This is a genomic window from Pontibacillus salipaludis (genome assembly GCF_014642405.1).
Lineage (GTDB): Bacteria > Bacillota > Bacilli > Bacillales > BH030062 > Pontibacillus > Pontibacillus salipaludis.
Map to the genome: position 1 here is coordinate 339,430 of NZ_BMIN01000001.1, position 25,942 is coordinate 365,371.

Consider the following 25,942-nt stretch of genomic DNA (forward strand, 5'->3'; position numbering starts at 1 on the left):
GATTATATGTATAAAAGAAAAAGCAGAGCGTTCAGGTCACTCTGCCTCGGTGTTCATCTCGCCGTGACTTGTCTGAATTACTGCTTTACCCCTAACTTTAACCGCTGAGGTATGTTCTGTGAACTGGGCAATCATAACCTCACCAGTATCGAGTTTCTCGGAATGATGGAACCGTGTATCTGTACCCCTAGTGAGGCCAATTACATTGACTCCATCCTCAAGCGCTTTAATCACAAAAAAATCTCCGCTAGACTTTTGGTTGCTCATCTCAATCCTCCTAGAGCTAATCTTTATTTACTATCTCTTAAAATAACATGCGTGTCAATTCATATACATCGAGTTAAGTGTCTAAATGTGAAAATAAGGCTGACCCATAAAATTGAGTCAGCCTTACTCATTATGCCCTATATGTAATTACTTTACGGAATCCTTAAGGGCTTTACCTGGTTTGAATGCTGGTACTTTGCTAGCAGAAATCTCGATTTCTTGGCCAGTCTGTGGGTTACGACCTTTACGAGCCGCACGCTCACGTACTTCAAAGTTACCAAAACCAATAAGTTGTACTTTATCACCGTCTTTAAGCGTTTCAGTGATTGAATCAAAAACTGCATCTACAGCTTTTGTAGCATCTTTTTTAGAAAGATCACTTTTCTCTGCAACTGCATTGATAAGATCTGTCTTGTTCATGCTATTCACCTCCTCCCAGGAAATGGTTACGCATTCATTTGTGCCAAGTTGGAAACATGTTGTTACCTACATTTGTGCACATTTTTGTAACGTCTTATACCTATTTTCACCAAGAAAACTTGATGACAAGCCTTATATTAAACGATGAGGAGCGTGATTTCAATAAAAACCATAAACTTTCTTTAACAAAAAGACTGATATACCAAGACTTCAAGCCCTTTTATGTATATAAAACATTTGTTTTTTGAATTATCAGACAAAAGCTACACCCCTTGATATGAAAGGCTTTCATTCATATGGATAAGTTTTCTATTTTACATCTATTAGGGAATTACCCTCTCTTTAAAATTTCTTTAAAAAAAATAAAAAAAAGCGGTGGTTAACCGCTTATAAAATAATAGCGATTAGCCCTCCGCTGCCTTCATTAATAATTCTTTCGAGCGTTTCTTTTAATTTATATCGAGCATTTTCTGGCATTAATGCAAGTTTAGCACCAATTCCCTCTCGTACAATAGAACTTAACGAACGACCAAAAATATCTGAGTTCCAGATTGATAATGGATCTTCTTCAAAGTCCTGCATTAAATATCGAACTAATTCTTCACTTTGCTTTTCAGTTCCTATAATCGGTGCAAATTCAGACTCAACATCGACTTTCACCATATGAATTGATGGCGCTACTGCCTTCAATCGAACCCCAAATCTTGAGCCTTGACGTATAATCTCCGGCTCATCTAAGAACATATCTTCAAGAGCTGGGGCTGCAATGCCATAACCTGTCTGTTTTACCATTTGAAGAGCTTCTGACACTTGATCATACTCTCGTTTGGCATGAGCAAAATCTTGCATAAGTTGTAGCAAATGATCTTTGCCTCTTATTTCTTCCCCTACAATTTCTTTTAGTACTTGGTCATAAAGATAATCTGGTGCTTGAAGGTCAATCTCAGCTACCCCTTCACCCATCTCCATACCAGCTAACTGAGCCTTGTCAATATAATCATAATCCGAGAATTGACCGACCACTCTGTCTACGTCTCTCAATCTCTTAATGTCTTTCACGGTGTCTTGAATAGCATCCTGATAGTTTTTACGTAGCCAATGTCCTTCATTCAGAACCATTACCCAGCTAGGTAAGTTAACATTAACTTCTAGAACAGGGAATTCGTATAATGCTTCACGAAGAACATTGTAAACATCGCTTTCTCTCATTCCCTCTACACTCATAGAAATTACAGGTATATCATATTTTTCCTGTAATTGTTTTCTTAACAACTCAGTGTCCTGATGATGAGGGCGAACGGAGTTTACAATCATAATATACGGCTTTCCGACTTCCCTTAACTCTTCAACCACTCTTTCCTCAGCTTCCACATAATCTACCCTCGGAATTTCTCCAATCGTGCCATCAGTAGTAACGACTACCCCAATTGTAGAGTGCTCTGTGATTACTTTTCTTGTTCCAATTTCTGCGGCATCATGAAATGGTATAGGTTCCTCATACCATGGAGTATTAATCATCCGAGGCCCATTTTCATCTTCGTAACCTTTGGCCCCTTCAACTGTATATCCAACACAATCTACAACTCTGAAATTCACATCCAAGCCTTCGTCCACATGCACTTGTACTGCTTGATTTGGAACAAACTTCGGCTCAGTAGTCATGATTGTCTTACCAGCTGCAGATTGCGGAAGTTCATCCTGGGCTCGTGCACGTTCACCTTCATCTTGGATATTTGGAAGGACAACAAGCTCCATAAACTTTTTAATAAAGGTTGATTTACCTGTTCTCACCGCTCCTACAACACCTAAATAAATATCTCCATCAGTCCGTTTAGAAATGTCTTTAAAAACATCAACTCTTTCCAAGTGATCCCCTCCCGATCCATTTACTTCGCTTGGACAAACAAATGATGAGTGCTAACGAATCTTTGCATTACAAGTCTATGATGTTGTCCTACTGTTTTATGACTTGTTTTTAAAACCTAGCTAATAGAATCTAGTCCAGTCAAAGGTTACTTCCTTTTGACCTACTACTATTGTTACTATATAAAAACTAAAGACTGATTATGCTATAGTTTTGCAGGTTGACGTAAATTTTCTATACCTTGTTCAAGAATAGGGCAGGATTGTTGAAGACTCGAAGTTGAGAGAATGTTTCCGTTTGCTTTGATTGAGTGTAAGGTGCTTCGGGAAATCACTCGCTTTCCGCGGCGAGCTGGAAAGCCTCCTCGTTCACTAGCGCTCTCTGCGGGGTCTACCCTAGTTTAAAGGTGCAGGCGTGGTGCCTAGGACCGTACGGACAAGACAGCTTTTTGGAAAAGGCGTTTAGCCTTTGTAAAAAAGATGACTTGTCTCGCTAGGTCCTCCACGCCGGAACTAGCAAGGCTCCTATTGCCGCAGGAGTCTCGCAATTTCCCGAAGCACCTTTGCTATATGTAGAAGGGACGGAAACATGCAGTAAATGAGAGGTCTTCGGTCCTCCCACACTTAAGCTGTGGGGCCGTTTTATAAACTTTAAACAGGGGGGTCTGGGTAATGGGGAGACTCATGCAGGAGAAAGAAGTAGACGAGACCCCACAGAGAGAGTAAGCGAACGAGGAGGCTCTAAAAAGAAAGGAGAAGTTCGACTAAAACCGTCACGTCAATAGCCAACGTCGAACGACCCCACATCATGTGGGGCCGCTTGCGGAAAGCGAGTCGTTCCCCAGATACTCCCAGCACTTAACAAACGTAACGGCCCTATCCACACAATAGCGTCTCAACTTCAATTTTTCCATATAAGGGGGCTTAAATAGAAAATATAATATAAAAAACCTTTCAACTAAGTTGAAAGGTTTTTTTGGAGCGTTATGAAGGGTTGTCTGCGTCAACACCCCTAAAGACAGGTTCGCCGTCTTTAATTGTATAAGGAAGAGAGTGAGAAGGCACAATAGGAGAATCTTTCACAAGTATGTAGCGGATGTCATCTCCACTTGTATACGAATGCTCCTTCTCTTGTAAGGCTTTGTAGAGTTCTTGACGATAATCCAAGTATATTTTCCCTTTGGCATCCATCACAACTGGGAGTTGCGTGTCTGAGAATGGGCTTTTTATAGTAGGACTCTTTTCTAAACCGATCTTCTGATGATCAATTTTATAGACGTCTTTCGCAATTCTTTCTCCATAAGGAGCATATTGATGCTCATTTCGATATGCTGTTATGCGATTATTAATTTTTTGTAGTTCTTGAGTGGCTCTTAAATCCATAACTTTTACAGTTGGATCGTCTTCTACATCAATTAACACATATTGGTACACGCCACCACGTTCGAATGAATTACCTGGCGCCTCTGATATGAGGTTCTCTTCTCGTAATCGTTTATACTCAATCGGATACTTCTGGAATATATTTGTATCTTGATCTCTTGTCTTAATTGGCAGAGAATAAGGATTACTTTTTTTATATTCATCGACAGCTGATTGAAGTGATTCTAATTGTACTTGATTAGGAATTTGATTCTTGGATAAACGCTCGTCCGGGTACAAACACCCAGTTAAAATGAAGGCAGCTATTAAGAGCACCGTCATTTTCTTGATATACATGAGTCATACCTCCACTCCTTAAGATGTCGGTCCACTAAAGACGATATAAAAAATGATAAGACCTGCTAGTATCATAAATATGTACGCTAAGAAAGCAGTGATTCCACTTAAAATCCCCTTTAACTTATGACGGCTAAGCATAATTAAACCGATCGAAAGGAACATAAATATAATACCCGCAAAAGAAATATACATATTTAGCATCGATTCAGACAACGTATTCAGCTCCTTTTGCATATGTCTACATTTCACGGCATTTATTATACCATAATTTTTAACCTTACCATATGCTAGCAAGAAACCCAATTCATTCTTTCACATACCAAAAAACCGAGGCGAATGGGGCGATTTCACCTCGGTCTGACTAAATATTACCCTTTACATACAACTCTAGTTGATATCCTGCTGCGTTTTATAGTATGCAATCGTTCATGTATTGGTATACTCATGTGCCTATTTGTAATTATTTTTTAAACATTTGATTTAGTTGGTTCATATCCATATTATTATTCGTTATGGCCTTAACAATTTTATCTTCTTTCTCCTTAGACACAGGTTTACCTGCCATTTTGGATAACTGCTTCACAAGATTACGAACTGTTTTCTCGTCTTTAAAGTTCGCATTCTTAACAGAGTCAGCAACTTTCATGATTTCATCAGGAGAGATATTGGCTTTATTTTGAAGATGCTCAAATGCTTTCTTTTGGAATCCGCTCACGTAACTTCCTCCTTATAATAAACTTTCAACACATTATATGCGGAGGAAGTATAAGCGTGAGGTGTTCAAAGAAATTTAATCACTTAATACGTTCGTTAAATCTTCCATTTCATGTCGACGACCTCTTGTCATTAACTGATCGACAACGTCTTTCGCTTCAGCACCTTGGAATAAAATTTGCTCAATTCCAGCAGTAATAGGCATCTCAACGCCTTGTTCTTTTGAAAGTTTATAAGCGGCGTTCGTAGTTCTAACACCTTCTACTACCATACCCATATGCTCTAAAACGTCTTCAAGGTCTTGACCTTGCCCCAACATATAGCCTGCTCTGTAGTTACGGCTGTGTTGACTTGTACAAGTTACAATGAGATCCCCCACGCCTGTTAATCCGGCAAATGTTAGAGGACTTGATCCCATAGAAGTACCTAAACGCGCAATTTCTGCAAGCCCACGAGTAATGAGAGCAGCCTTTGCATTATCTCCATAACCTAAACCATCTGAGATACCAGCACCTAAAGCAATAATATTCTTTAAAGCACCGCCTAATTCCACTCCAACAATATCAGGGTTTGTGTAGACACGGAAATGCTCGTTAATAAAGAGATCCTGCGCCAATTCGGCTGTTTTCATGGTTTCAGATGAAACGGTAACAGTAGTTGGTTGTCTTAGCCCTACTTCTTCTGCGTGTGAAGGGCCACTTAGAACAACAACATCATCATAAAAATCACTAGGCATTTCCTCAGTGATCATTTCAGAGACACGCTTTAAAGAGTCAGGATCAATACCTTTAGTAGCATGGATAAGCGTTACTTTGTGATCTAACACCTTTTGCAACTGTCTACATACGTCTCTAATCGCTTTAGTTGGAACAACTAGCACAATAGCAGTAACATCTTGTACAGCTTCCTTTAAATCTGTGTATGCTACAATTGATTCTGGCAAAGACACTTCTTTCAAGTATTTCTTATTCATGTGTGATTCATTTATTTCATTAGCTTGTTCTTCTCGGTGTGTCCATAAACGAACATCATGGTGGTTATCGGCTAACACAATGGATAGAGCTGTTCCCCAGCTTCCTGCCCCTAGTACGGCTACATTTGCCATGCCTTCACTCTCCCCTTATTTTCGTCTACGTGCATAAATCTTTATTGGAGTTCCCTCAAAACCAAATGCGTCACGAATTCGGTTTTCTAAAAAGCGTTCATATGAAAAGTGTAATAAATCTGGGTCATTTACAAACACCACAAAGGTTGGTGGTGATACAGCAACTTGCGACATATAAAAGACTTTAAGCTTCTGCCCCTTCAATGACGGCGCCGGGTTCATCGCTAAAGCATCCATAATTACTTCATTTAGTATATTGGTTTGAACACGTTTCGTATGATTCTCACTCGCTTGTAAAATGCTAGGCAATAAAGTGTGAACGCGTTTTTTAGTTTTAGCTGATAAGAAAACAATCGGCGCATAGTCAAGGAACTGAAATTCTTGACGTACTTTATCTTCAAATTTTTTCATTGTTTTATCATCGCGGTCAACTGCATCCCATTTGTTTACAACGATGACAACTGCTTTCCCTGCTTCATGAGCATACCCAGCAATACGCTTATCCTGTTCAATAATTCCTGACTCACCATCGAGTACAACTAACACTACATCTGAGCGTTCAATAGCTTTAAGCGCTCTCATGACACTATATTTCTCCGTTGTTTCATACACTTTACCCCGCTTACGCATTCCAGCGGTATCAATAATAATGTAATCTCGATCATCTTTAGTGAAAGATGTATCAATGGCGTCCCTTGTAGTGCCTTCGATATCACTGACAATGACACGCTCTTCTCCTAACATCGTATTCACAAGAGAAGATTTCCCTACATTAGGTCGTCCAATTAAACTAAAGCGAATTGTATCATCATCTACATCAACTTCTTCACGCTCTGGGAAGTGATTAACAACTTCGTCAAGCATATCACCTAGTCCAAGACCGTGAGTTCCTGAAATCGGAAATGGCTCTCCGAATCCTAGGGAATAGAATTCATAAATCTTTTCTCGCATCTCTGGATTATCAATCTTATTAACAGCAAGAACAACAGGCTTATTTGACTTATAAAGAAGCTTTGCAACTTCTTCATCAGCTCCTGTAATTCCATCACGGCCATTTACCATGAAGACAATGACATCTGCTTCATCAATAGCAACCTCTGCTTGTCCTCTCATTTTCACAAGTAAAGGCTCGTCTCCTTGCTCTATTCCACCTGTATCAATTATATTAAACGTGGTATTCAACCATTCTGCTTCTGCATAAATACGGTCTCTTGTTACACCTGGCGTATCCTCTACTATGGAAATACGCTCTCCTACTAATCGGTTAAAAATTGTGGATTTCCCCACATTCGGTCTACCGACTACGGCTACTACAGATTTTCGCATGAAAGGTTCACCCTTTCTATATCATATTCTTATTTTTACAACTTCACATTAGATCATTTTCATACATCAAGTGTTACTGTTATGTGAAATTGTAAATGAATAAGCAAACCCTTCTTGTCAAGTAAGAAGGGTTTACTCTTAACTTTTTCATTTTAGCAGAAGGACTTAAAACTAACAATCCTTTTCTCTTACAAATAGGACTTCACAGCCTTAAGGAGTTAATGTTTAACTATTATATATAACTCATCACTTAAGGCATGAGAAATACCATCCAAAATCGCTTCTAGATTCGCAGCTACTTTATCCATTTCTTCTTTCGTATCACATATAAAGATCGGGGATCCCCCATCAACATTATCTCGCTTCATAGTAATAGATGCCAATATCATCTTTTCTACTTTCATTTGAGGTCCTCCTCACCTTTATTAGCTTTAGATTCAGATGGCATACGAATCGCGTTCTCAAGGACCGGAACTGCACCAATAATTTTAATAGCTTTTTCTTTATCCCTCTCTTGAGGCAAAACAAATACACCAATCCGTCCATCATCAAGATCCCTTTTTATTAATGGCACTAATGCAGGTGTACCACTATCACGGAACACCCCCATAGAAATCGATATATCGTGCAGGATCGCTTGTCGTTGACCCAAATTCGCAATGGTTGATCGTACATTGAAATTTTTTGGAGTTAACACAAACCCCATTCCATACTCGCCAATCTCTTCTTGCCTTTGAGGCAAACCAATATTCATGATATATATATTATCAACATATAATCCCGCCCCTTCAAAATGAGGTTGAACATATTCAATTTTCACGATGTCCTTAAGTGTCTTTCCACTCATGAACTTACGAACAATAAAGAAGCAAACGAAGGAAACAGCCAGCCCCACCCAAATGTTCCATACCAGAAAGCTAAGGGTAGCTAATAAGGAAGTAAAGATAACAAGGTAATTCCGCGCTTCAAATGCTATAGCAATTCCTTCTATATATGTATTCCCTCTTGGTACCAGTTCATAGGCATCTAATTCCGTTAATGTATTTCTTTCCATATTCCTCACTTCTCTAAACTGCGAGGCTGCAATCGTAAGAAAGGTAACAGCAGTAAATTCGAGTTCCATAATAGCTGGTACAGCAATTGTTCCAAGGGAAGCCGCTATGAAACCAAGGGAGATATGGATCACCTTACCATGCAGATAAGTAGGGTATTGGCGATAATCAGCTCTCAACATTACTAAACGTATCGCAACACCTATAATCACTCCAAATAAAATAGGATAAGTATATTCATTCATGACCGAAATCCCACCTTTCTTTTGATTCGATTCGTCACTGTTTGTTCAAAGATTTCACTTACTTTAACCAAGCCACCATTTAAAATAACTAAACTACAGACTAAACTATACACATCAAGGTAAGCCCAGTCCCCAACATCTTCAGTATAACCATATCCACTTAAGATCAATGCGTACACACATTCGCCTACAACTGAAGCAAATCCCCACACCGCTATTCTTAAGAAAGTGGATTCTATCAATATGCTCACAACTACAAATGAAAGAACTCCTAAAATAACGATCCTTGGCATCATCACCCAAACTGGTACAACTTTCTCAAAGAAAAGCATTCCAGTGTACCCAATACTAACGAACAGAGCTACTAATGTTGGATACATAACCTTTTGATAATTCAAAATAAGCAGCATTGAAAAAACTAAAATGACTACTACAGCGTAGCTTCCAGAATGTTGGAGGAAATCCCAAGAAAAGCCTGAACTAATTAAAAGTATCAATAAATACATACCTGTAACGAAACGCATACGAGTTTTAGACATTAGGAAAGTCACTACCACCCATAATCCCCAGCAAAAAAAGAAAAAAATTAATCCCTGATCCATTCTATCCACCTTCCCTTTTTTAATTATGAACAATTGTAAGATTTCTAATCATGAATAACGTTTTGAATCAGGAAAATACTATTTTAAAGAGGAGGTGGTTTTATGGGAAAAGACCGTCAGCAAAAGAAGCTAAAAAAAGAAAATCGTGTAGAAAGTGATCGCGACACACAAAATCATCCAAAAGGAAGTACGTACTTAGACACTCCTGAACAAGCAAGAAAAGATCAAAAATTATAAAAAAAGCCCATTGCTTATTTTTAAGCAATGGGCTTTCATTCTCTATAACGTTGTAATTCTTTGCTCTAACCAAGACTTTGTAGAACCAGTATAAATATGAGGTTTCCCATCAAGTTGGTATGTTTCTTTAGCTCCTAAGAGCATCATAGCAATCTTAAATTCCTCATGAACATGATCTATCTTTTTAATTAGCGTTTCAAGATCGTCTTTCATTAACGTTCTAAGAAGCTGACCAGCCATACCAAATGCGTTAGCACCTAACACGAATGACTTCGCTCCATCTAAGCCATTACGCATTCCACCAGAGGCAATTACATTACATTCTGGGAAGACGCTTTTGACTTCCTTGATAGATGTTACAGTTGGAATTCCCCATCCATTGTAAGATTCAAGAGGTTGTCTTCTGCGTTTATTCTCAACATTAGAGAAGTTTGTTCCTCCCTTACCTCCAACATCAATATAGGAAACTCCTATTTCTTTCAACTGACGTGTAGTTTCCTGAGATATACCAAACCCAACTTCCTTTAATATAACCGGAACCTCTACAGATTTTACAATTTCTTCAATTTGCTCTAGTCGAGTTGTAAAATCCCTATCTCCTTCCGGCATGATCAATTCCTGCAACACATTTAAATGGATCTGCAACGCATTGGCTTCTAACATGTCAATAGCACGTTTAGCCTGATCAAGTGTTGCTTCACTTCCTACGTTCGCAAAAACAATGCCTTCAGGGTTTTCTTGTCTTACTACTTGATAACTCTTCATTTCTCTTTCATCTTTAAGAGCAGACATTTGCGATCCAACAGCAAGGGCAATTCCCGTTTCCTTTGCAGCTATAGCAAGGTCACGGTTAATGGCTTCTGTCTTCTCACCGCCTCCTCCAGTCATTGCATTTACAAAAAGAGGCGAACTTAAAGTAAGTTCGCCTAATTGAGTCTGCAATGAAATATCGTCCCAATGAATGTCCGTCAAACTCTGATGAATAATTTCCATCTCATCAAAGCTATTAATACCAAGATCCTCACGGGATAATGCATGTCTAATATGCTCTAGTTTTCTTTTAGATCGACTCAATAATATCACCGAATTTTGTAGTTTATTTTAGTTTGTTTAGTTTGTCACCGATAAAGTCACCTAATTGAAAGCCACCATCGTCATCTCTCGTATATTGTTCTACTTGTTGACGATCTTGATCAGCCTCAATTTCTTTAATACTGAGTGAAATCCGCTTTTCATCTTCATTCACATCAAGTACTTTCACTTTAATGTCTTGACCTTCCTCAAGAACCTCTTGAGGTGTACCAATGTGCTGCTTAGAAATCTGCGAAATGTGTACAAGGCCTTCAACTCCAGGCAGAAGTTCTACAAAGGCACCAAAGTTAACCAAGCGGCGTACTTTACCTTCTAGAATATCTCCTGGGCGAATCTTTTCTCCCACCTGATCCCAAGGGCCAGGAAGTGTATCTTTAAGAGAAAGTGAAATCCGCTCATTATCACGGTCTACAGAAAGAACACGTACTTGAATTTTCTGTCCTTCCTCTACCACATCAGAAGCTTTATCGACATGCTCATGAGCTAGTTGGGAGATGTGTACAAGACCATCTACTCCACCAATATCGACGAAAGCACCAAAATCAGTTAAGCGTTGAACAGTACCATCTAATACTTGATCTGCTTCAAGTTCCTGAAGTAAAGCAGCTTTGCGCGCGTCTTTTTCATCTTCAACAACGGCACTATGAGAAAGGATTACTCGATTTTGTTCTCGGTCTAGCTCAATTACTTTGAGCGTAAGAGTTCTACCTTTGTAATCATTAAAGTCTTCAACATAATATGTTTCGACAAGAGAAGCTGGAATAAATCCACGAAGACCTACATCAACTACAAGACCACCTTTTACAATGTCTTTAACTTCAGCTTCGAATACTTCTCCACTTTCTAATTTTGCTTCAAGGTCTTCCCAAGCTGATTCAGCATCTACCGCACGCTTAGATAAGACAATTTCTTCATCATCCATTTTCTTTACTTTTAGCGTTAACTCGTCACCTTCTGATACCACATCAGCTGCTTTTTCTACATGTAAACTAGAAAGCTCACTGATCGGAACGATGCCTTCAACTTTGTAACCGATATCGACAAGTACCTGCTTGTCTTCAACTTTTACAACCTTACCCGTAAGTACATCGCCGACTGAAACGTTCGGCATTTCTGACATTTCTTGGTTCATTTCATCCATTAAAAAGACCTCCTTCAGTTCCGCCACAACCAACCATAAATATATCCTTGGTTCTAACTTCTAATATTTGAAGCTTTTTGTCAAGCAAAAGACGCCTACTAGCGTTTTTTGTCTAAAAGCTTTTGAATATCTCCCATTATAACATCTGTAACCTCTTGAGATGAAGCCTTACGCTCTCTTAATTCTGCCATGGGTACAGGTTTTCCATAGATTACCCGTAATGGCTCCTTGCCTTTATAGGAGCCTACGATTGCACAAGGGATAACAGTTGCTTCAGATCGAAGTGCAAAAAAACCAGCTCCAGCTAGACCTTTCTTTAATTCTCCGGTTTTACTTCTAGTCCCCTCTGGGAATAATCCTAAAACCTGATTCTCTTCTAAAACGCCCATTGCTTTACGAAGAGCCTGACGATCTTTCATCCCCCGCTTCACAGGAAAAGCATGAATACGTTTTAATAGCCCACCGATTATTTTATTTTCAAACAATTCCTCTTTAGCCATAAAATAAATGTCCCTTGGGGCTGTGATTCCAACTACAATTGGATCGAAATTTGAAATATGATTTGAACATATTACAACAGGACCTTTTTCAGGTATGTTTTCCTTTCCTTCCACCTTAATTCGGTAGCGAGGGTAAAAGATGGTAGCACAAATTGACCTGGCTATCTTATATAACGCCATGATTATTCACCTCTATCTAATTTATCGTGAACAACACGTAATATTTTTTCAGCCACTTCTGTAATAGATAAAGCTGTCGTATCAATTTCAATTGCATCTTCTGCTTTCAAGAGAGGAGAAACCTCACGCTCTGAATCTAATTGGTCACGTCTTCTGATCTCATCTTTTAATTTCTCCAAATCCGAAGAAAAACCTTTTTCGAGATTTTCTTTATGACGACGTTCTGCTCGTTCTTGGACCGAAGCAATCAAAAAGATTTTTACTTCAGCATCTGGTATAACGTGTGTGCCTATGTCACGACCATCCATAACCACACCTCGCTTTAAAGCTAATTCTCGCTGTCGTTTAACCATCTCGTGTCTAACTTCCCCATGCTTAGCTACAATGGATACTTGGTTGGTTACTTCTTCAGTACGAATATCAAGTGTTACTTCTTTACCATCTAAAATAACTTTTTGGCCGTCTGTTGATTGCTGAAGGTCAATAGTCGTATCCGTTAGCAAATTCATTAACGATGTTTCTTCCTCTAAAGAAACACCTTCTTTAATAGCTTTATACGTAAGTGCACGGTACATAGCACCAGTATCTATATAAACGTAGGTTAACTTCTCTGCTATAATTTTGGCTACTGTACTCTTACCAGCAGCTGCTGGTCCATCAATAGCTACTGCAATATTTTGTTTCATCCTAATCCCTCTTTCACTTGCAAAAATACAATATGACTAACCAAAGGCTAGTTCAAACAGTTTGGTTCAACTCAAGGTCAATAACGTTTCCTTGCGTTATGTATTGGTATCATTATACTTCAAAAGGATAACACATCACCAAAGATGCGGTCTATTGTTTCTACTATATTGGTTTCGAGCCTTTTACCCACACCAAAATATTCGTAGACCGGTTGTACATATAAAGAAAAATCGGTATAAAGCATTAATGCCTGAAACACGACTAACAATATCGCATGTACTAATACTAGTGTACAAAGCCATTGTTCAAAACGTTTCATAGTATACAGCCTCTTTTTAGCTAATAGCGTATCCTCTCTAATCATCTTTATACGTTATCTTACTCTACTTCTTCTCCAAAGCAACTGACGTTCAAAGCAAAAACGAATCAAAAGCTCTCTATCACGGTGATCAATATGTGTGAATTCAAGAGATAACTGGTCTCGCTTTGTAGATTTCTCCTGAAAGATTCGAACAATCCTTGAAGTAGTTTGAATATAATGGGTTTCTCCTGAGGATAGAGGAATCACAAACCATACCTCAACTTGGTCCTCCTCATGTAATTGATGATGGTCCGGCGGTATTACAGCTGCCCCTCCCCCACTAATATCAAGAGTTATGGTCGTGAAAGGCTCCTGACGTCCTTCTAGCCCTTGTACACTTACATCAACTGCTGTTTCTACTCTGACATATTGACGCCGTTGTATCCGTATCATTTTTTTCTTGCCTGGATTATGTATAGCTAAAACAGGAATTTGTAGCTTCTTACGTTCCTTCACTTCTGTGGTAAACATATATATAGATTGATCTTCTCCGACAAATGTTACTTTAAACTGTGTACCCTCAAAGAAAAAGCCGGTTCTACCAGTCTTTTCATTTACAGGATAATCAATGTAAAACATTTGATTATCTTGTTCTACGAGCTTGCAATAAAACGTTTCTGGCTCTTCATCAGTGTCCTGATTTGGTTCAAGTGTTAATGACATCCCAATTTTTATCACTTTACGTTCCTCTCTCCCCCACAACATGGTCCTAAGGTCTCATATTTATTATGTCAAAAAAAAGCAAAAAGGGAAAGATAGATCTCTATCTTCCCCAAAAATCTCCTATTCAAATTTCATTTCTGCTTGCTTTAGTTTTTCAACTTTTTCTTCTATACCATCGTTAGCATTAATAAAAATACGATAGGTACTTTCCCCTAAAGTACCTAGGAATTCATAACACAAAACCTCTTCGTTGAGATCATTTTCAATAATTGCCATATGTTGTTCTTGTATTTTAACGTTTGGATTTACATTGCTCCTAGCTTCTTCTTCAGATATTTTTGGATCTTTAATGGACCGCTTATGATGATTCATAAGAAAATCTCGAGCTGACAGACCGAGGATATCGCCATTATCAAGAGCTACCTTTACTTGTAAGGAATCTGGATAAATACGGACATCATCTTGAACGTGTAAGAAATTGTACACTCCAACTTCATCGTATTGTGTGCTCTGGAAGTTCTCCATCTGCTTATATTTATATTTCTCCAGAAAGTCTTTAGCCTTTCCAGAACCTTCATATAAACCTAATTTAGCTTCTTTAAGGTCCCTTTCAACTAATATACTTATTGGATGTCCACCTTTCACAGACATGTCCATATACCCATTCTTCTTATCACTTCTATAGGATAGGCTGTAAGTTGGGACTTCAGCGCCCTTCCCACTTTTAGTCATTGTTACTTTAGCACCTTGCGGGATCTCGAAAATCTTTTTTGTTTTTTCTCTAGCTTTTTCTTCTGAGAGGTTTTCACCATTTAGGAATTGATATTCATGGTTCTGCTGAGAGGCACCAGTAAAAGTAGGACCTAAATCACCTTCAGCATACCCTTCCATATTCTTTTCCACCGTTTTAAAACCATCAATAATAGTATTATCGGTTTTGTCATCACTTGCTAGAGCTAGTTGTACGTCCATCCAACGTAAGTTATCATTTAGAACCATATATTGAACTTTTCGTAATTCTTTCTCAATCTTTCCTGACTCTTTGTACAAGTTTTCTAACAACTTAACCTCATCATCTGTTAAAGGGTTTTTGTTTAAATCTCGAATTGCTGTGCGATAAGTAAACTCCCCTATATCTGAGAGAAACTCTTCAGTCTTATTAAAAGGGAGGAGGGCAAGTGGTAACTGGCCCACATCATTATGCGCTTCTGATGTAATCCTCCAAATATCGGCTAATTGAGGTGATAATTGTTTTTGTGAATTCATTGCTAAAACCGTTCCAATTTTATCATGTAACAAATTCGTATGGTAAGACAAATCATGGAAAGCTCGTTGGTAGGAGTTTTCTGCCTGAACAAGTATGGCATTCTTCTCCTGGTGTTCCTGGTACCCCCATACAGCAGTACCTGTAACGCCAACAGCTAACACACCAATAAGGAGCCAACGTATCATAACAGTTCCACCCTTTCTCTATTTAGCAAATATATGCTTGCCTATTTTTTTAATCTGTGGTCGACTCCAAATCCAACCTGATGTAGCGGTATTTGGATTAAAATAATAGAGAGCATTTTGGGAAGGATCCCAACCGTTCATCGCATCCATAACCGCTTTCTTAGATGTTTCGTCTGGCTCAAGCCATATTTGACCATCACTTACTGCCGTAAAAGCTCTCGGCTCAAAGATGACCCCAGAAACACTATTTGGAAATGTTGAACTTTCTACCCTGTTTAAAATAACAGCAGCAACCGCTACTTGGCCCACATAAGGTTCTCCACGCGCTTCTCCATGAACCGCATTCGCCATGAGTTGAATATCATTTTGAGAATAACCGGTTGGAACGTTTACGGATGTAGGTTCTGATGGTCCATCATCTTTCTTTTTATCTCCACCTTTTGGAGAAGGCTCAGTTTGCTGTTCTTTAGGTGTCCCCCCATAGTAGGTAAAATCTTTTCCGGAATTAATCTGTTTTTTTACGTATTGCTTATCATAATTAGTAGCATCTATTAATTTTTGTTTCGCTTCCTGTCCAGCCAATCCATCAACTTCTAACCCGAATTCTTTCTGAAAGTTTCGAAGCGCCCAATAAGTCCCCCAACCAAAGACTCCATCAATGTTCCCTTCATAGAATCCGATATACTGAAGCCTTGCTTGTAATTCAATTACATCATCACCAGTAGAACCTTTCTGTAAAACCCTTGGACTAAACGCATGAGATGTTTGATCAACACTAGATGATATGGAGATCGTTAACATACAAACGATCAATAAAATTGACAACACTCGCAACCATTTCATATCCCGTATATCCTCCTGAACTATAGTCTTATGAACTGTAGTTTCTGAATCTAATGGGATTTTATACATGAAAGAAAAGCGCAGGCGGGGTGGTTAGGGGCGTATGGATAAGCAAATTAACAGAAGTGGCGTTAAGCCACTGGAGTTAATTTACTTATCTCACTAGCCCCTCCCCGCTGGAGCTAGACAATAAGAAAAGCGCATCAGGCTTGTTCAGAGGCGTACGGATAAGACCACCCATGGAAGTGAGCTTGCTCACTGTAATGGATGGTCTTATCTCGCTAGCCTCTAAGCCCCAGGAGCTAGACAGTAGAAAAGCGCAGGCGGGGTGGTTAGGGGTGTAAGGATAAGCAAGTTAACGGAAGTGGCGTTAAGCCACTGGAGTTAATTTGCTTATCTCACTAGCCCCTCCCCGCTGGAGCTAGACAATAAGAAAAGCGCATCAGGCTTGTTCAGAGGCGTACGGATAAGACCACCCATGGAAGTGAGCTTGCTCACTGTAATGGGTGGCCTTATCTCGCTAGCCTCTAAGCCCCAGGAGCTAGACAAGGCAAGGCATCAATCTACTGCGATAACCTCTCTCAAACTAAGAAATGTCTAACAAGTACTTTTTAAAAGAGGATAAAAATAAAAAAACCGCTCCTAAAAAGAAGCGGGTCTCAAGCTTTCCATTTATTTTGTTCAATTGGAATTACATCAGCAGGTACCATATTGGCTTGTTTCACTTTTCTTAAAGCAATAAGCCATAATATGATCATAAATGGTGTCAATGTATACTGCCATGTCGATTGCCATATTTCTAAGATATAATCATATAGTCCGTGAAGTAAAATAGGCGTTGCTAGTGCAAGCCAAACTACATAGATCGAACCTCTTTTCCGATCCGTTTTCCCCTTACCTAGATAATACCCCATGATCACTCCAAATAAGGCATGAGAAGAAACTGGGAAAAGAGCTCTTAAAAAGGCGACTTCTACACCATTGGCTAATAAATACAATATGTTTTCAACAGTAGCAAAGCCTAGGCTAATAGAAACACCATAAACAATCCCATCATAACGTCCTTCGAAATGGTCTTGTTTATAAACCGCATACATAAAAATAAACCATTTGAAGAATTCCTCTAAACCACCGGCTAGAAGGAACGATTTTGTAGCTGGATATTGTAACACGCCTTCTGTTTCAAAAGCGTACTGGATAAACATAATCGGAAACACTAATAACGAGCCCATCACAAAGGTCCTAAAAACAATTGAGAAAGGCTTAGAGTCAAAACGGTCTTTCAAATAAAAAAACGACATGAGCGCAAAGCCCGGTGCCACTGCTGCTGAGAGTATTGTAAACACGACCGTTCCTCCTCTTTCAATTCAATCTATTTCATCGTATCATGAACATAATGGAAAGAAAATACTTGAAATAAGAAGGTGTTTATAGTGAAAAAGATTATTGTATTACATACAGGCGGAACAATTTCCATGAAAGAAGATAAAAATACAGGGACAGTTGCACCAGATTTAGATCATCCTCTCTACGAAATGCTACCATCCTTGGCTACTTCCGCAAATATTGAAGATGAAGTAGTCTTCCATTTACCCTCTCCTCATATGACGCCTTCACATATGTTAACTTTGGGGCAAAGAATACATGAAAGACTGGCCACTGAGCAAATAGATGGTATTGTTATTACCCATGGAACAGACACTCTAGAAGAAACAGCTTACTTTCTAGATTTGTACTTACAAACAAGGAAACCAATCATCGTTACTGGGGCTATGCGTTCTTCTAATGAAATTGGTTCAGATGGTCTTTACAACTTATTAACATCTGTTCGAGTTGCCTGCTCTGATGAAGCACAGGATAAAGGTGTTTTAGTCGTGATGAATGATGAAATTCATAGTGCAAAGAACGTTACAAAAACATCAACTAGTAATGTAGCGACTTTTCAAAGTCCTCAATACGGCCCTATAGGTATAGTCACTAAAACGGGTATAATGTTTCACCATACATTAACATCACATGAGTCCTACCCAATCCAACATATTCAAAAGCGTGTTACCCTTATAAAAACATATGCGGGAATGGACTCGGAAACAGTAGAAGCTATACGACATACTAAACCGGACGGACTAGTCATAGAAGCACTTGGACAGGGGAATGTCCCACCGCAAATCGTTGAACCACTAAAGAAATTAATCGAAGACCGAATTCCTGTAGTCCTTGTATCCCGATGCTACCAGGGTATAGCTCAAGATGTATACAGTTATGAAGGAGGGGGGCGTAAGCTGAAAGAAATGGGAGTTGTATTCTCTAACGGTCTCACCGGCCCTAAAGCTCGTATTAAACTTATGATCGCTTTAGAAATGACACAGAACCCTTCCGAACTCGTTCATATCTTTGCATAATTCATTTTAGTTTCTAAAAGAAAATTACCTTATTACATAAAAAGGTTCTACGCACTCCTATGCGTAGAACCTTTTCTAACTTTTATTTCTCACTACAGATCGCTTCAGCAATATACTCACCATGATGACGACCATTTTCAATAAAAATTTCATTATTGTTATACCCTGCAGCAATAACTCCAGCTATATATATACCCTCAATATTGGTTTCCATTGTATCTTTGTTAAATGTAGGACGTCCCGTATCCTCTTCAATCTCAATACCCATCTTACGTAAGAAACTATGGTCTGGGTGGTATCCAGTCATAGCAAATACAAAGTCATTCTCAACTTCCTTTTTCTCTCCATGAACCTCATAATAAACTTTATCATAGGTAATTTCAGTAACAGTAGCATTAAATTCCATTTTAATTACTTCTTTGTTAACTAGAGCTTCAAATTCAGGAAGAATCCAAGGTTTTACACTCTTAGAATAGTCAGACTGACGATACAGAACCGTAACATTCGCACCCGCTTTTACCAGCTCTAAAGTAGCATCGACAGCGGAGTTCTTCCCTCCTATCACCACGACATCTTTATCGAAATAAGGGTGAGACTCCTTAAAGTAGTGACTCACTTTATCTAACGTTTCACCAGGGATCCCCATGTGATTCGGATGATCATAGTATCCTGTGGCAATAATGATCTGATTAGCTTGATAAGTTACTTCCTCACCATTGTTTCGCTCCGAGCACAAGGTAAAGATCTCATTATCCTTTGTAACGCTTGTTACTTTTTCATAAGCATTTACACGAAGATTCTTTCGCTTAGCAACCGCACGATAATACGCAAGAGCTTGGTTACGTACTGGCTTTTTCATTTCTGTAATAAAAGGCATTCGACCAATTTCTAATTTCTCGCTTGAGCTGAAAAAAGTCTGGTGAGTCGGATAATTATAGATCGCATTTACTACATTTCCTTTTTCAATGATAAGAGGGTTCAGACCTCTTTCTTGAAGTTCAATCGCAGCCGATAAACCACATGGCCCTGCTCCTACAACAATTACATCTTCCTTCTGCAAATTTCCTTCACTCCTCTATCAACAACACATATCACTATTCATAAGTATCATTTGTCTAAATTTTGATGTATATCATGTTCTTTAAAAATAGGCACTTGACTTAGAGAGCTGTTAGCTTTAGCTGAGTCTAAGGTAGGCCTGGAAACCACTCATCAAACGCAGGAGGCCCCTTGCCTGCTTAAGTATCTCAGTAGTGAGTACTCCACATCAGGGAGTTATATAAAACAACTAAACATCAACAGAGCCCAAAACAAAAAACATCTCCTACCCACATAATGATAGGAGATGCTTGCAAAAGATTCAACCTATATCCATCCACGGAAGCGTGAAGCCTCCGCCATTTTACGTACACCAACCATATAAGAGGCCAAACGCATATCAATACGACGAGTTTCCGCGGTATTATATACGGCATTAAAGCCCTTAACAATTACTTTATGAAGCTTTTCTTCAACTTCTTCTTCAGTCCAGTAGTAACCTTGGTTGTTCTGCACCCATTCGAAGTATGATACCGTTACTCCTCCGGATGATGCTAATACATCAGGAACTAATAAAATCCCACGCTCTGATAAAATACGCGTTCCATCTAGTGTAGTTGGTCCGTTTGCAGCTTCAACAACGATGCTTGCTTTAATATTTGCTGCATTTTCTTCCGTAATTTGATTCTCAATTGCTGCAGGAACTAAAATATCACAATCTAGCTCTAATAGTTGCTGATTGGTAATTGTATTCTTAAATAAGTTCGTAACGGTTCCAAAACTATCTCGACGATCGAGAAGGTAATCAATATCTAATCCTTCTGGATCATGAAGAGCACCTTGTGCATCAGAAATTCCAATCACTTTTGCCCCTTTATCGTGCATAAACTTAGCTAAGAAGCTACCTGCGTTACCAAATCCTTGAATGACCACACGAGCTCCCTTAATGTCGATATCTTTCTTTTTAGCAGCTTCTTCAATACAAATTGTAACACCTTTAGCCGTTGCAGACTCACGACCATGAGATCCGCCCAATACAAGAGGCTTTCCAGTAATAAAACCTGGGTTATTGAATTCATCAATACGGCTATATTCATCCATCATCCAGGCCATAATCTGTGAATTCGTAAACACGTCAGGAGCTGGAATATCCTTTGTAGGACCTACAATTTGACTTATAGCTCGTACATAACCGCGACTAAGCCCTTCTAACTCACGGAAAGACATTTCACGTGGATCGCATACAATTCCGCCTTTTCCCCCACCATACGGAAGATCAACAATCCCAGCCTTTAAACTCATCCATATGGATAAAGCCTTTACTTCCTTTTCAGTAACGCTTGGGTGGAATCTTACGCCACCTTTTGTAGGTCCCACTGCATCATTGTGTTGAGCCCGATAACCTGTAAAGATCTTAATTGATCCATCATCCATTCGAACCGGGATTCGAACTGTCATCATTCTTACAGGTTCTTTAAGCAATTCAAACACTTCGGATGGGTACCCTAATTTATCAAGTGCCTTATTAACCACAGTTTGAGTTGATTTTAATACGTCTAATTTGTCATGATTTTCATTCGCAGAATCTGCTGCTTTGTCGGCTACCATGAACTTACCTCCCATGAAAATTCGGTTCAGTCAATGTACATTCCATTTCTTCAGAAATTAGTATACAACTTCTTAAGCTTTATGGAAACACGAAAATACATATTTTGATGAAAACTAAACCTTTTGTAATGTAAGCGATTTCATTATAATGGGGTATTCGAATTTCTGCAATTCTTTTCCCCCTATATTTATTATTCTGTTTTATCGTAACATGTTCATAGAAATCCTTCTAATATTTACATAAATATTTTTCTTGTTCTATATAAAAAATGTTTTCAGAGCTATGATATGTATATGACTAATTCACAAAAAAAAGATCGTCCGCTTTTATGGACCGATCTCTTCTTTACTGAAAATAGGTTGTGATTTCCTGGACTGCATTTCCATTTAAAATCGTTTTCCCATACTCATTTAAACGGTAACTAGTAACTGTACTTGGTGAGCCAAACTCAGAAAGAATAGCAATTAAGTCTTCACGGTTCAACTCTGCCATATCCTCATCAGAAAGTTGCATATAGTAGTGGTCCATATAATAAACGGATCCACCTTTAATGCCTAACTGAAGTAAGTGGTGAGCCACTTGAATTATGTCTTCAAATGCATGGAAGTTGAACATCATTTCTTTACTCTCATCAAGTGTAACTTTCATTTCAATATAGTCTTCATCATAATCTTCATTCGTTTGATCACTTTGTGTAACCACAATGAGCATGCCCTGAGCCTGCATCAGGTATACCTGAACTTGGAGCATCCCCTCTAGTTCCATTCCTAATTCGTCTGTAGCCTCGTACATCATGTCATGAAATAATGCGTGAACAGCAGGTAGGTCTTGCCACAGATCCTCTCGTGATATCCCACGATCAAGCAAGTCATCAAACGTTAGAAATATTTTAAATTTATTACTAGATAGCCTTTCAAGACGCATTCACTCGTCCCCCTTTGAATGCATGTGCGATGCCTTACCTTAGTATATGTTTTTTTTGTAAGTTTGGTACTATTTTTAAAGTATAAATTGGAATAGGCATAGCTACAAGAAATTTATTTAAATCATGCTATTTAGGAAGCAAAAGACTCGCGCCTAAACGCGAGTCTTAAGAATGATTGGACAGCCACTCTGACCAATCCGAACTATTGCTACCTATGATGTAAGGTTGTATGGGTTCCTTATCCTTTGGTGGTAAGGTATCTAATGCGTAGCCCCCTAGCCCAATCGCCAAATCTGGATAGCGTTCTTTTAAAGCATCAGCTATGTGTACTGTTGCAGGAATATTCTTCTTCATTGTGCAAGACATAAACAGATACGATGGCTTTAGTTCATTCACGATCACTTCAACATCGCCTGGAGCGATACTTTGACCTAAATAAACAACATCGTATCCTTGTCTTTTTAGATAAAGACTGAAAATCAATATACCTAATTCATGCTTCTCATTAGGACCACATACACACACAGCTTTCGGTTGCATATGATTAACAGGCATTGAGATCAACATCATCCCTAATCTAGAGCGTAGAAAGTTACTTGCAAAATGTTCATGCACACTAGAAATTTCATTCGCTTCCCACAAGTTCCCAATCTTAACTAATATGGGACCCACTACATCAATTGCTACTTTTTCTGGTGAGAATAAGCTAAATGCATGATCTAGTTTCATCTGAGCATCTCGTTCATTAAACTGTAACAACGCATCTAATAATTCGTCGGACATCGCTTCAATATGACTTTCTTTTGAAGAAACATTTTCTTCCTCAACGTTTGATTGATTGTTCTGATTGTTCTCAAGCAAAGAAACCGCTTGAGATATAGTAAAACCTCTATTCACTTTATCTATTAACCATTTCAATACTTTAATATGCTCATCTGTATACAAACGATGACCAGCCTCATTACGTGTCGGGCGTATCATTTTATACCTACGTTCCCATGCTCGAAGAGTTCCTGATTGAATTCCGAGCATTGTAGAAACGGCTTTGATGTTGTATTTACCTTGAGTGCTGGACATACCTTATCCCCCATAAATCTATTTGATCTTATTATAAAAAAGAAAGCGCTTTGTGTAAACTATGTATGGGTTTTGGATATGCTTTGCACAAATTATTATCGATAACTTAGAACGATTTACTCTTAATACTCCCTTTTTGTTGCTCTTTCCCCTTCATGGAAAGAATACCATAGATGACAGACATACAGAAAACAAGGGCCACAACTTTTATAGAAAAAACGACCAGCACAGCAGGACTTAACCATCCTAACAAGGATAATACTTTCACTTCTGTACGAACGTTCGTTTGTACTACGGCCCGAAACAACAAGCCATGGTTTATACAAGCCACAAGCAAACACAAGCTTCCAAATAAGAAATCAACCGGGGCTAATATGGCCAGTAAGAAAAAATCTGACGAGAGCGGTACTCTAGCAAACGGAAGCCAATATATAGAGAAAAAGGTTGCAAACCAAGCTACACCACTAATGATTAAAGCACTAAACAATAAAAACCCCTCCCCCCACCCATTATATGGATGTGAGGCTGGGTCTAGTCCTGTTTAATCTTCTTTAATATCAAGGATTCTGAAGCCAGAACGTTCTAGTTTCTTAGCAAATTTCTCTATATTATCTTTCTTTTCAATTTTCAACACGATTCTTCTTGTAAGTTTAGCAGTTTCATCAAAAGTAGCTAAAGAAATGATATTTTCATGATATTGCTTAACAATTTCAGCTAAACGAGCAATGCGGCCTTCAGATTCCTCTGAAGTAAATGCAATTCGAACCCCTTTCTTCTTCATACCAAAGGCACTTTCAAACTGCTCTAAAACATCGTAACGTGTAACGATACCTAAGAATTTGCGATGATCCCCAATTACTGCAACTACAGAAAAACCTTTGAAAGTCGTTAGTGTTTGTTCAAACACATCGCTTTCCGTAATGTAGAGATCCTCATAAGCCATCGCATCCCCAACTTTTCGTTCAGCTAAAAAGGAATCTTTTGTCATCCCGCTCTCAAAAAAGTTCTTATAGATCAGTTCTTTTGAAACCATCCCTCTAAAGGTACCTTCTACTACGACTGGCATCCCTTGAATATCATTTTCATTAAGCCTATCAATTACTTCTTTTAACGGAGTATCTACAGACGCCGTCCAACATTCATGAGCATCTTTCATAATTCCCTTTACAAACATCGTCTTCACCTCAATTTATGTAATGATATAACAGTACCCTTCATAAAAATATTCGATTAAAAAAACAAAATCCCTTCTTTGAGATAAGGATTAAACTTGTAATAGGATAAGGTTTAACAAAATATCCATAAATAGTAGTGGTATGAATGTAAGTTCAACAGAAAGGAGTTAATGGTGATGTTCACTCAAGTGAAGTACTACCAGCCCTATAACAGCCCACATGACCCCTGCCCGCCTATTCGTGTAAAAAGTTACCAGACGCCACCTCAACTTTATATAGGGTTCCAACCCCAAAATTTACAACAGTTTAGTCCTAAACAAGCCCTTTATTGCGGAACCCTTTGGCCAGCTTTTTACAGTCCTTACCCAAATCCTGACGGGAGTGATGACAAATGAACCAGCCCCTCCCACCTTCATATTACGAATTGCTAGAGGAAATTCAAGCTGTAGATTTTGTTCTAGTTGAACTTACTTTATATTTAGACACTCATCCTGAAGATTATGAAGCAATCGGACAATTCAATCAGTTCGCTCAACAAAGTAAGAAGCTTAAGAAGCAATATGAACAACAATATGGGCCTCTTCGACAATATGGGGAAAGTTATTCAGGATATCCTTGGAATTGGAACAGTGCCCCTTGGCCATGGCAAGTGTAAGAAGGAGGTAGAGTATGTGGTATTATGAGAAAAAATTACAGTATCCTGTTAGGGTAAGTTCCTGTAACCCGCAACTTGCAAAATACTTAATCGAACAATATGGTGGAGCTGATGGCGAGCTTTCTGCAGCTCTAAGATATCTAAATCAGAGGTACACCATCCCTGATAAAGTTGTAGGTCTCTTAACTGATATCGGTACAGAAGAATTCGCCCATTTAGAAATGATTGCGACTATGGTATATAAACTTACAAAAGACGCAACACCAGAACAGATGAAGGCTGCTGGTTTAGGTGCGCATTACGCTAATCATGAGCATGCTCTTTATTATGAAAACGCTGCCGGTTCGGCGTGGACCGCCACGTACATTGCCGCTAAAGGGGATCCTATTGCGGACTTATACGAGGATATTGCCGCAGAGGAAAAAGCACGTGCTACTTATCAATGGATCATAAATTTATCTGATGATCCTGACTTAAATGATGGGTTAAAATATCTAAGGGAGAGAGAAATCATACATTCACAACGTTTCCGGGAAGCAGTTGAGATTTTAAAAGAAGAGCGAGATCGCAAAATCTTTTTTTAACAAGT

31 protein-coding genes are annotated in these 25,942 nt (G+C 38.8%); 5 read left to right on the forward strand and 26 right to left on the reverse strand.

Annotation, left to right across the window (positions count from 1 at the left end):
- Positions 1–36: 36 nt before the first annotated feature.
- The 11 genes from mtrB to IEW76_RS01795 all read right to left on the reverse strand — a co-directional run bounded on the left by mtrB (position 37) and on the right by IEW76_RS01795 (position 9,316).
- Entirely contained in the window at positions 37–267 is a 231-nt protein-coding gene (gene mtrB, locus IEW76_RS01745) for a trp RNA-binding attenuation protein MtrB (RefSeq protein WP_036779413.1), read from the reverse strand.
- A gap of 147 nt (positions 268–414) precedes the next feature.
- Positions 415–687, reverse strand: coding sequence for a non-specific DNA-binding protein Hbs (gene hbs / locus IEW76_RS01750; RefSeq protein WP_036779415.1), 273 nt, complete (start codon positions 685–687; stop codon positions 415–417).
- A 387-nt stretch (positions 688–1,074) separates the two neighbouring features.
- A complete protein-coding gene (gene spoIVA / locus IEW76_RS01755; protein ID WP_188650299.1) occupies positions 1,075–2,553 on the reverse strand; it encodes a stage IV sporulation protein A in 1,479 nt (492 codons plus the stop codon).
- A 981-nt stretch (positions 2,554–3,534) separates the two neighbouring features.
- A complete protein-coding gene (locus IEW76_RS01760) occupies positions 3,535–4,269 on the reverse strand; it encodes a YphF family lipoprotein (protein ID WP_188650301.1) in 735 nt (244 codons plus the stop codon).
- Between the two features lie 18 nt (positions 4,270–4,287).
- Entirely contained in the window at positions 4,288–4,485 is a 198-nt protein-coding gene (locus IEW76_RS01765; RefSeq protein ID WP_188650303.1) for a DUF2768 domain-containing protein, read from the reverse strand.
- Between the two features lie 247 nt (positions 4,486–4,732).
- The gene (locus IEW76_RS01770) at positions 4,733–4,987 is read right to left on the reverse strand and encodes a stage VI sporulation protein F (protein ID WP_036779430.1); all 255 of its coding nucleotides are present in this window, start codon (positions 4,985–4,987) and stop codon (positions 4,733–4,735) included.
- A 75-nt stretch (positions 4,988–5,062) separates the two neighbouring features.
- The gene (locus IEW76_RS01775; RefSeq protein WP_188650305.1) at positions 5,063–6,091 is read right to left on the reverse strand and encodes an NAD(P)H-dependent glycerol-3-phosphate dehydrogenase; all 1,029 of its coding nucleotides are present in this window, start codon (positions 6,089–6,091) and stop codon (positions 5,063–5,065) included.
- 15 nt (positions 6,092–6,106) lie between these two features.
- A complete protein-coding gene (der, locus tag IEW76_RS01780; RefSeq protein ID WP_188650306.1) occupies positions 6,107–7,417 on the reverse strand; it encodes a ribosome biogenesis GTPase Der in 1,311 nt (436 codons plus the stop codon).
- Between the two features lie 218 nt (positions 7,418–7,635).
- A complete protein-coding gene (locus IEW76_RS01785; RefSeq protein ID WP_188650308.1) occupies positions 7,636–7,821 on the reverse strand; it encodes a capping complex subunit for YIEGIA in 186 nt (61 codons plus the stop codon).
- The gene (locus IEW76_RS01790) at positions 7,818–8,714 is read right to left on the reverse strand and encodes a YIEGIA family protein (protein ID WP_188650310.1); all 897 of its coding nucleotides are present in this window, start codon (positions 8,712–8,714) and stop codon (positions 7,818–7,820) included. The genes IEW76_RS01785 and IEW76_RS01790 overlap by 4 nt, the downstream gene beginning before the upstream one ends.
- Positions 8,711–9,316: a YphA family membrane protein gene (locus IEW76_RS01795; protein WP_444543939.1), complete on the reverse strand. Its 606-nt coding sequence runs from the start codon at positions 9,314–9,316 to the stop codon at positions 8,711–8,713. Before IEW76_RS01795 ends, IEW76_RS01790 begins: the two co-directional genes overlap by 4 nt.
- A 102-nt stretch (positions 9,317–9,418) precedes the next feature.
- Between IEW76_RS01795 and IEW76_RS01800 the strand changes: the two genes are divergently transcribed.
- Positions 9,419–9,553 carry a YpzI family protein gene (locus IEW76_RS01800; protein WP_084599270.1) on the forward strand — a complete coding sequence of 45 codons (135 nt, stop codon included), beginning with the start codon at positions 9,419–9,421 and terminating at the stop codon, positions 9,551–9,553.
- 42 nt (positions 9,554–9,595) lie between these two features.
- Here the strand turns inward: IEW76_RS01800 and fni are convergent, their stop codons facing one another.
- The 9 genes from fni to prsW all read right to left on the reverse strand — a co-directional run bounded on the left by fni (position 9,596) and on the right by prsW (position 17,818).
- Positions 9,596–10,636 (reverse strand): type 2 isopentenyl-diphosphate Delta-isomerase, encoded by a 1,041-nt coding sequence (fni, locus tag IEW76_RS01805; protein WP_308422025.1) that lies wholly within the window; start codon positions 10,634–10,636, stop codon positions 9,596–9,598.
- Positions 10,637–10,649: 13 nt separating this feature from the next.
- Positions 10,650–11,786, reverse strand: coding sequence for a 30S ribosomal protein S1 (gene rpsA / locus IEW76_RS01810; RefSeq protein ID WP_188650316.1), 1,137 nt, complete (start codon positions 11,784–11,786; stop codon positions 10,650–10,652).
- Positions 11,787–11,884: 98 nt separating this feature from the next.
- Complete coding sequence (locus IEW76_RS01815; protein WP_188650318.1) at positions 11,885–12,466, reverse strand: lysophospholipid acyltransferase family protein; 582 nt, start codon at positions 12,464–12,466, stop codon at positions 11,885–11,887.
- 2 nt (positions 12,467–12,468) lie between these two features.
- Complete coding sequence (gene cmk, locus IEW76_RS01820; RefSeq protein WP_188650320.1) at positions 12,469–13,152, reverse strand: (d)CMP kinase; 684 nt, start codon at positions 13,150–13,152, stop codon at positions 12,469–12,471.
- A 119-nt stretch (positions 13,153–13,271) separates the two neighbouring features.
- Positions 13,272–13,472, reverse strand: a complete 201-nt coding sequence (locus IEW76_RS01825; RefSeq protein ID WP_188650322.1) for a DUF5359 family protein — start codon at positions 13,470–13,472, stop codon at positions 13,272–13,274.
- A 54-nt stretch (positions 13,473–13,526) separates the two neighbouring features.
- Positions 13,527–14,192, reverse strand: coding sequence for a flagellar brake protein (locus IEW76_RS01830; protein ID WP_188650324.1), 666 nt, complete (start codon positions 14,190–14,192; stop codon positions 13,527–13,529).
- 105 nt (positions 14,193–14,297) lie between these two features.
- A complete protein-coding gene (gene ypeB, locus IEW76_RS01835; protein WP_188650326.1) occupies positions 14,298–15,629 on the reverse strand; it encodes a germination protein YpeB in 1,332 nt (443 codons plus the stop codon).
- Positions 15,630–15,647: 18 nt separating this feature from the next.
- Positions 15,648–16,472, reverse strand: a complete 825-nt coding sequence (gene sleB, locus IEW76_RS01840) for a spore cortex-lytic enzyme (RefSeq protein ID WP_188650328.1) — start codon at positions 16,470–16,472, stop codon at positions 15,648–15,650.
- 659 nt (positions 16,473–17,131) lie between these two features.
- Positions 17,132–17,818 carry a glutamic-type intramembrane protease PrsW gene (gene prsW / locus IEW76_RS01845; protein ID WP_188650330.1) on the reverse strand — a complete coding sequence of 229 codons (687 nt, stop codon included), beginning with the start codon at positions 17,816–17,818 and terminating at the stop codon, positions 17,132–17,134.
- An 87-nt stretch (positions 17,819–17,905) separates the two neighbouring features.
- On the opposite strand from prsW, the gene IEW76_RS01850 reads away from it, so the two are divergent.
- Positions 17,906–18,874, forward strand: coding sequence for an asparaginase (locus IEW76_RS01850; RefSeq protein WP_188650332.1), 969 nt, complete (start codon positions 17,906–17,908; stop codon positions 18,872–18,874).
- 82 nt (positions 18,875–18,956) lie between these two features.
- On the opposite strand, the gene IEW76_RS01855 is transcribed toward IEW76_RS01850, so the two are convergent.
- The 6 genes from IEW76_RS01855 to IEW76_RS01880 form a co-directional block, all read right to left on the reverse strand.
- The gene (locus IEW76_RS01855; RefSeq protein ID WP_188650335.1) at positions 18,957–19,934 is read right to left on the reverse strand and encodes a YpdA family putative bacillithiol disulfide reductase; all 978 of its coding nucleotides are present in this window, start codon (positions 19,932–19,934) and stop codon (positions 18,957–18,959) included.
- A 305-nt stretch (positions 19,935–20,239) separates the two neighbouring features.
- A complete protein-coding gene (locus tag IEW76_RS01860) occupies positions 20,240–21,520 on the reverse strand; it encodes a Glu/Leu/Phe/Val family dehydrogenase (protein ID WP_188650337.1) in 1,281 nt (426 codons plus the stop codon).
- Positions 21,521–21,866: 346 nt separating this feature from the next.
- The gene (locus tag IEW76_RS01865) at positions 21,867–22,445 is read right to left on the reverse strand and encodes a genetic competence negative regulator (RefSeq protein ID WP_188650339.1); all 579 of its coding nucleotides are present in this window, start codon (positions 22,443–22,445) and stop codon (positions 21,867–21,869) included.
- 166 nt (positions 22,446–22,611) lie between these two features.
- Positions 22,612–23,523 carry a MerR family transcriptional regulator gene (locus IEW76_RS01870; protein ID WP_188650341.1) on the reverse strand — a complete coding sequence of 304 codons (912 nt, stop codon included), beginning with the start codon at positions 23,521–23,523 and terminating at the stop codon, positions 22,612–22,614.
- A gap of 106 nt (positions 23,524–23,629) precedes the next feature.
- Positions 23,630–24,010 carry a hypothetical protein gene (locus IEW76_RS01875; RefSeq protein ID WP_188650343.1) on the reverse strand — a complete coding sequence of 127 codons (381 nt, stop codon included), beginning with the start codon at positions 24,008–24,010 and terminating at the stop codon, positions 23,630–23,632.
- A 54-nt stretch (positions 24,011–24,064) separates the two neighbouring features.
- Positions 24,065–24,697: a CBS domain-containing protein gene (locus IEW76_RS01880; RefSeq protein ID WP_188650346.1), complete on the reverse strand. Its 633-nt coding sequence runs from the start codon at positions 24,695–24,697 to the stop codon at positions 24,065–24,067.
- Between the two features lie 177 nt (positions 24,698–24,874).
- Between IEW76_RS01880 and IEW76_RS01885 the strand changes: the two genes are divergently transcribed.
- From IEW76_RS01885 to IEW76_RS01895, 3 genes are read left to right on the forward strand one after another with little or no spacing between them, the layout of a single operon-like run.
- Positions 24,875–25,093, forward strand: a complete 219-nt coding sequence (locus tag IEW76_RS01885) for a spore coat associated protein CotJA (RefSeq protein ID WP_188650348.1) — start codon at positions 24,875–24,877, stop codon at positions 25,091–25,093.
- Positions 25,090–25,353, forward strand: a complete 264-nt coding sequence (locus tag IEW76_RS01890) for a spore coat protein CotJB (RefSeq protein WP_188650350.1) — start codon at positions 25,090–25,092, stop codon at positions 25,351–25,353. The genes IEW76_RS01885 and IEW76_RS01890 overlap by 4 nt, the downstream gene beginning before the upstream one ends.
- Positions 25,354–25,367: 14 nt before the next feature.
- The gene (locus tag IEW76_RS01895; RefSeq protein ID WP_188650352.1) at positions 25,368–25,937 is read left to right on the forward strand and encodes a manganese catalase family protein; all 570 of its coding nucleotides are present in this window, start codon (positions 25,368–25,370) and stop codon (positions 25,935–25,937) included.
- Positions 25,938–25,942 lie beyond the last annotated feature (5 nt).

What these genes read in the sequence shown, in the direction of transcription:
- mtrB (WP_036779413.1), bottom strand. Translation starts at nt 267, where the DNA reads ATGAGCAACCAAAAGTCTAGCGGAGATTTTTTTGTGATTAAAGCGCTT.
- hbs (WP_036779415.1), bottom strand. Translation starts at nt 687, where the DNA reads ATGAACAAGACAGATCTTATCAATGCAGTTGCAGAGAAAAGTGATCTT.
- IEW76_RS01760 (WP_188650301.1), bottom strand. Translation starts at nt 4,269, where the DNA reads ATGTATATCAAGAAAATGACGGTGCTCTTAATAGCTGCCTTCATTTTA.
- IEW76_RS01775 (WP_188650305.1), bottom strand. Translation starts at nt 6,091, where the DNA reads ATGGCAAATGTAGCCGTACTAGGGGCAGGAAGCTGGGGAACAGCTCTA.
- der (WP_188650306.1), bottom strand. Translation starts at nt 7,417, where the DNA reads ATGCGAAAATCTGTAGTAGCCGTAGTCGGTAGACCGAATGTGGGGAAA.
- IEW76_RS01785 (WP_188650308.1), bottom strand. Translation starts at nt 7,821, where the DNA reads ATGAAAGTAGAAAAGATGATATTGGCATCTATTACTATGAAGCGAGAT.
- IEW76_RS01790 (WP_188650310.1), bottom strand. Translation starts at nt 8,714, where the DNA reads ATGAATGAATATACTTATCCTATTTTATTTGGAGTGATTATAGGTGTT.
- IEW76_RS01795 (WP_444543939.1), bottom strand. Translation starts at nt 9,316, where the DNA reads ATGGATCAGGGATTAATTTTTTTCTTTTTTTGCTGGGGATTATGGGTG.
- IEW76_RS01800 (WP_084599270.1), top strand. Translation starts at nt 9,419, where the DNA reads ATGGGAAAAGACCGTCAGCAAAAGAAGCTAAAAAAAGAAAATCGTGTA.
- rpsA (WP_188650316.1), bottom strand. Translation starts at nt 11,786, where the DNA reads ATGGATGAAATGAACCAAGAAATGTCAGAAATGCCGAACGTTTCAGTC.
- IEW76_RS01815 (WP_188650318.1), bottom strand. Translation starts at nt 12,466, where the DNA reads ATGGCGTTATATAAGATAGCCAGGTCAATTTGTGCTACCATCTTTTAC.
- cmk (WP_188650320.1), bottom strand. Translation starts at nt 13,152, where the DNA reads ATGAAACAAAATATTGCAGTAGCTATTGATGGACCAGCAGCTGCTGGT.
- IEW76_RS01825 (WP_188650322.1), bottom strand. Translation starts at nt 13,472, where the DNA reads ATGAAACGTTTTGAACAATGGCTTTGTACACTAGTATTAGTACATGCG.
- ypeB (WP_188650326.1), bottom strand. Translation starts at nt 15,629, where the DNA reads ATGATACGTTGGCTCCTTATTGGTGTGTTAGCTGTTGGCGTTACAGGT.
- sleB (WP_188650328.1), bottom strand. Translation starts at nt 16,472, where the DNA reads ATGAAATGGTTGCGAGTGTTGTCAATTTTATTGATCGTTTGTATGTTA.
- IEW76_RS01860 (WP_188650337.1), bottom strand. Translation starts at nt 21,520, where the DNA reads ATGGTAGCCGACAAAGCAGCAGATTCTGCGAATGAAAATCATGACAAA.
- IEW76_RS01865 (WP_188650339.1), bottom strand. Translation starts at nt 22,445, where the DNA reads ATGCGTCTTGAAAGGCTATCTAGTAATAAATTTAAAATATTTCTAACG.
- IEW76_RS01870 (WP_188650341.1), bottom strand. Translation starts at nt 23,523, where the DNA reads ATGTCCAGCACTCAAGGTAAATACAACATCAAAGCCGTTTCTACAATG.
- IEW76_RS01880 (WP_188650346.1), bottom strand. Translation starts at nt 24,697, where the DNA reads ATGTTTGTAAAGGGAATTATGAAAGATGCTCATGAATGTTGGACGGCG.
- IEW76_RS01885 (WP_188650348.1), top strand. Translation starts at nt 24,875, where the DNA reads ATGTTCACTCAAGTGAAGTACTACCAGCCCTATAACAGCCCACATGAC.
- IEW76_RS01890 (WP_188650350.1), top strand. Translation starts at nt 25,090, where the DNA reads ATGAACCAGCCCCTCCCACCTTCATATTACGAATTGCTAGAGGAAATT.
- IEW76_RS01895 (WP_188650352.1), top strand. Translation starts at nt 25,368, where the DNA reads ATGTGGTATTATGAGAAAAAATTACAGTATCCTGTTAGGGTAAGTTCC.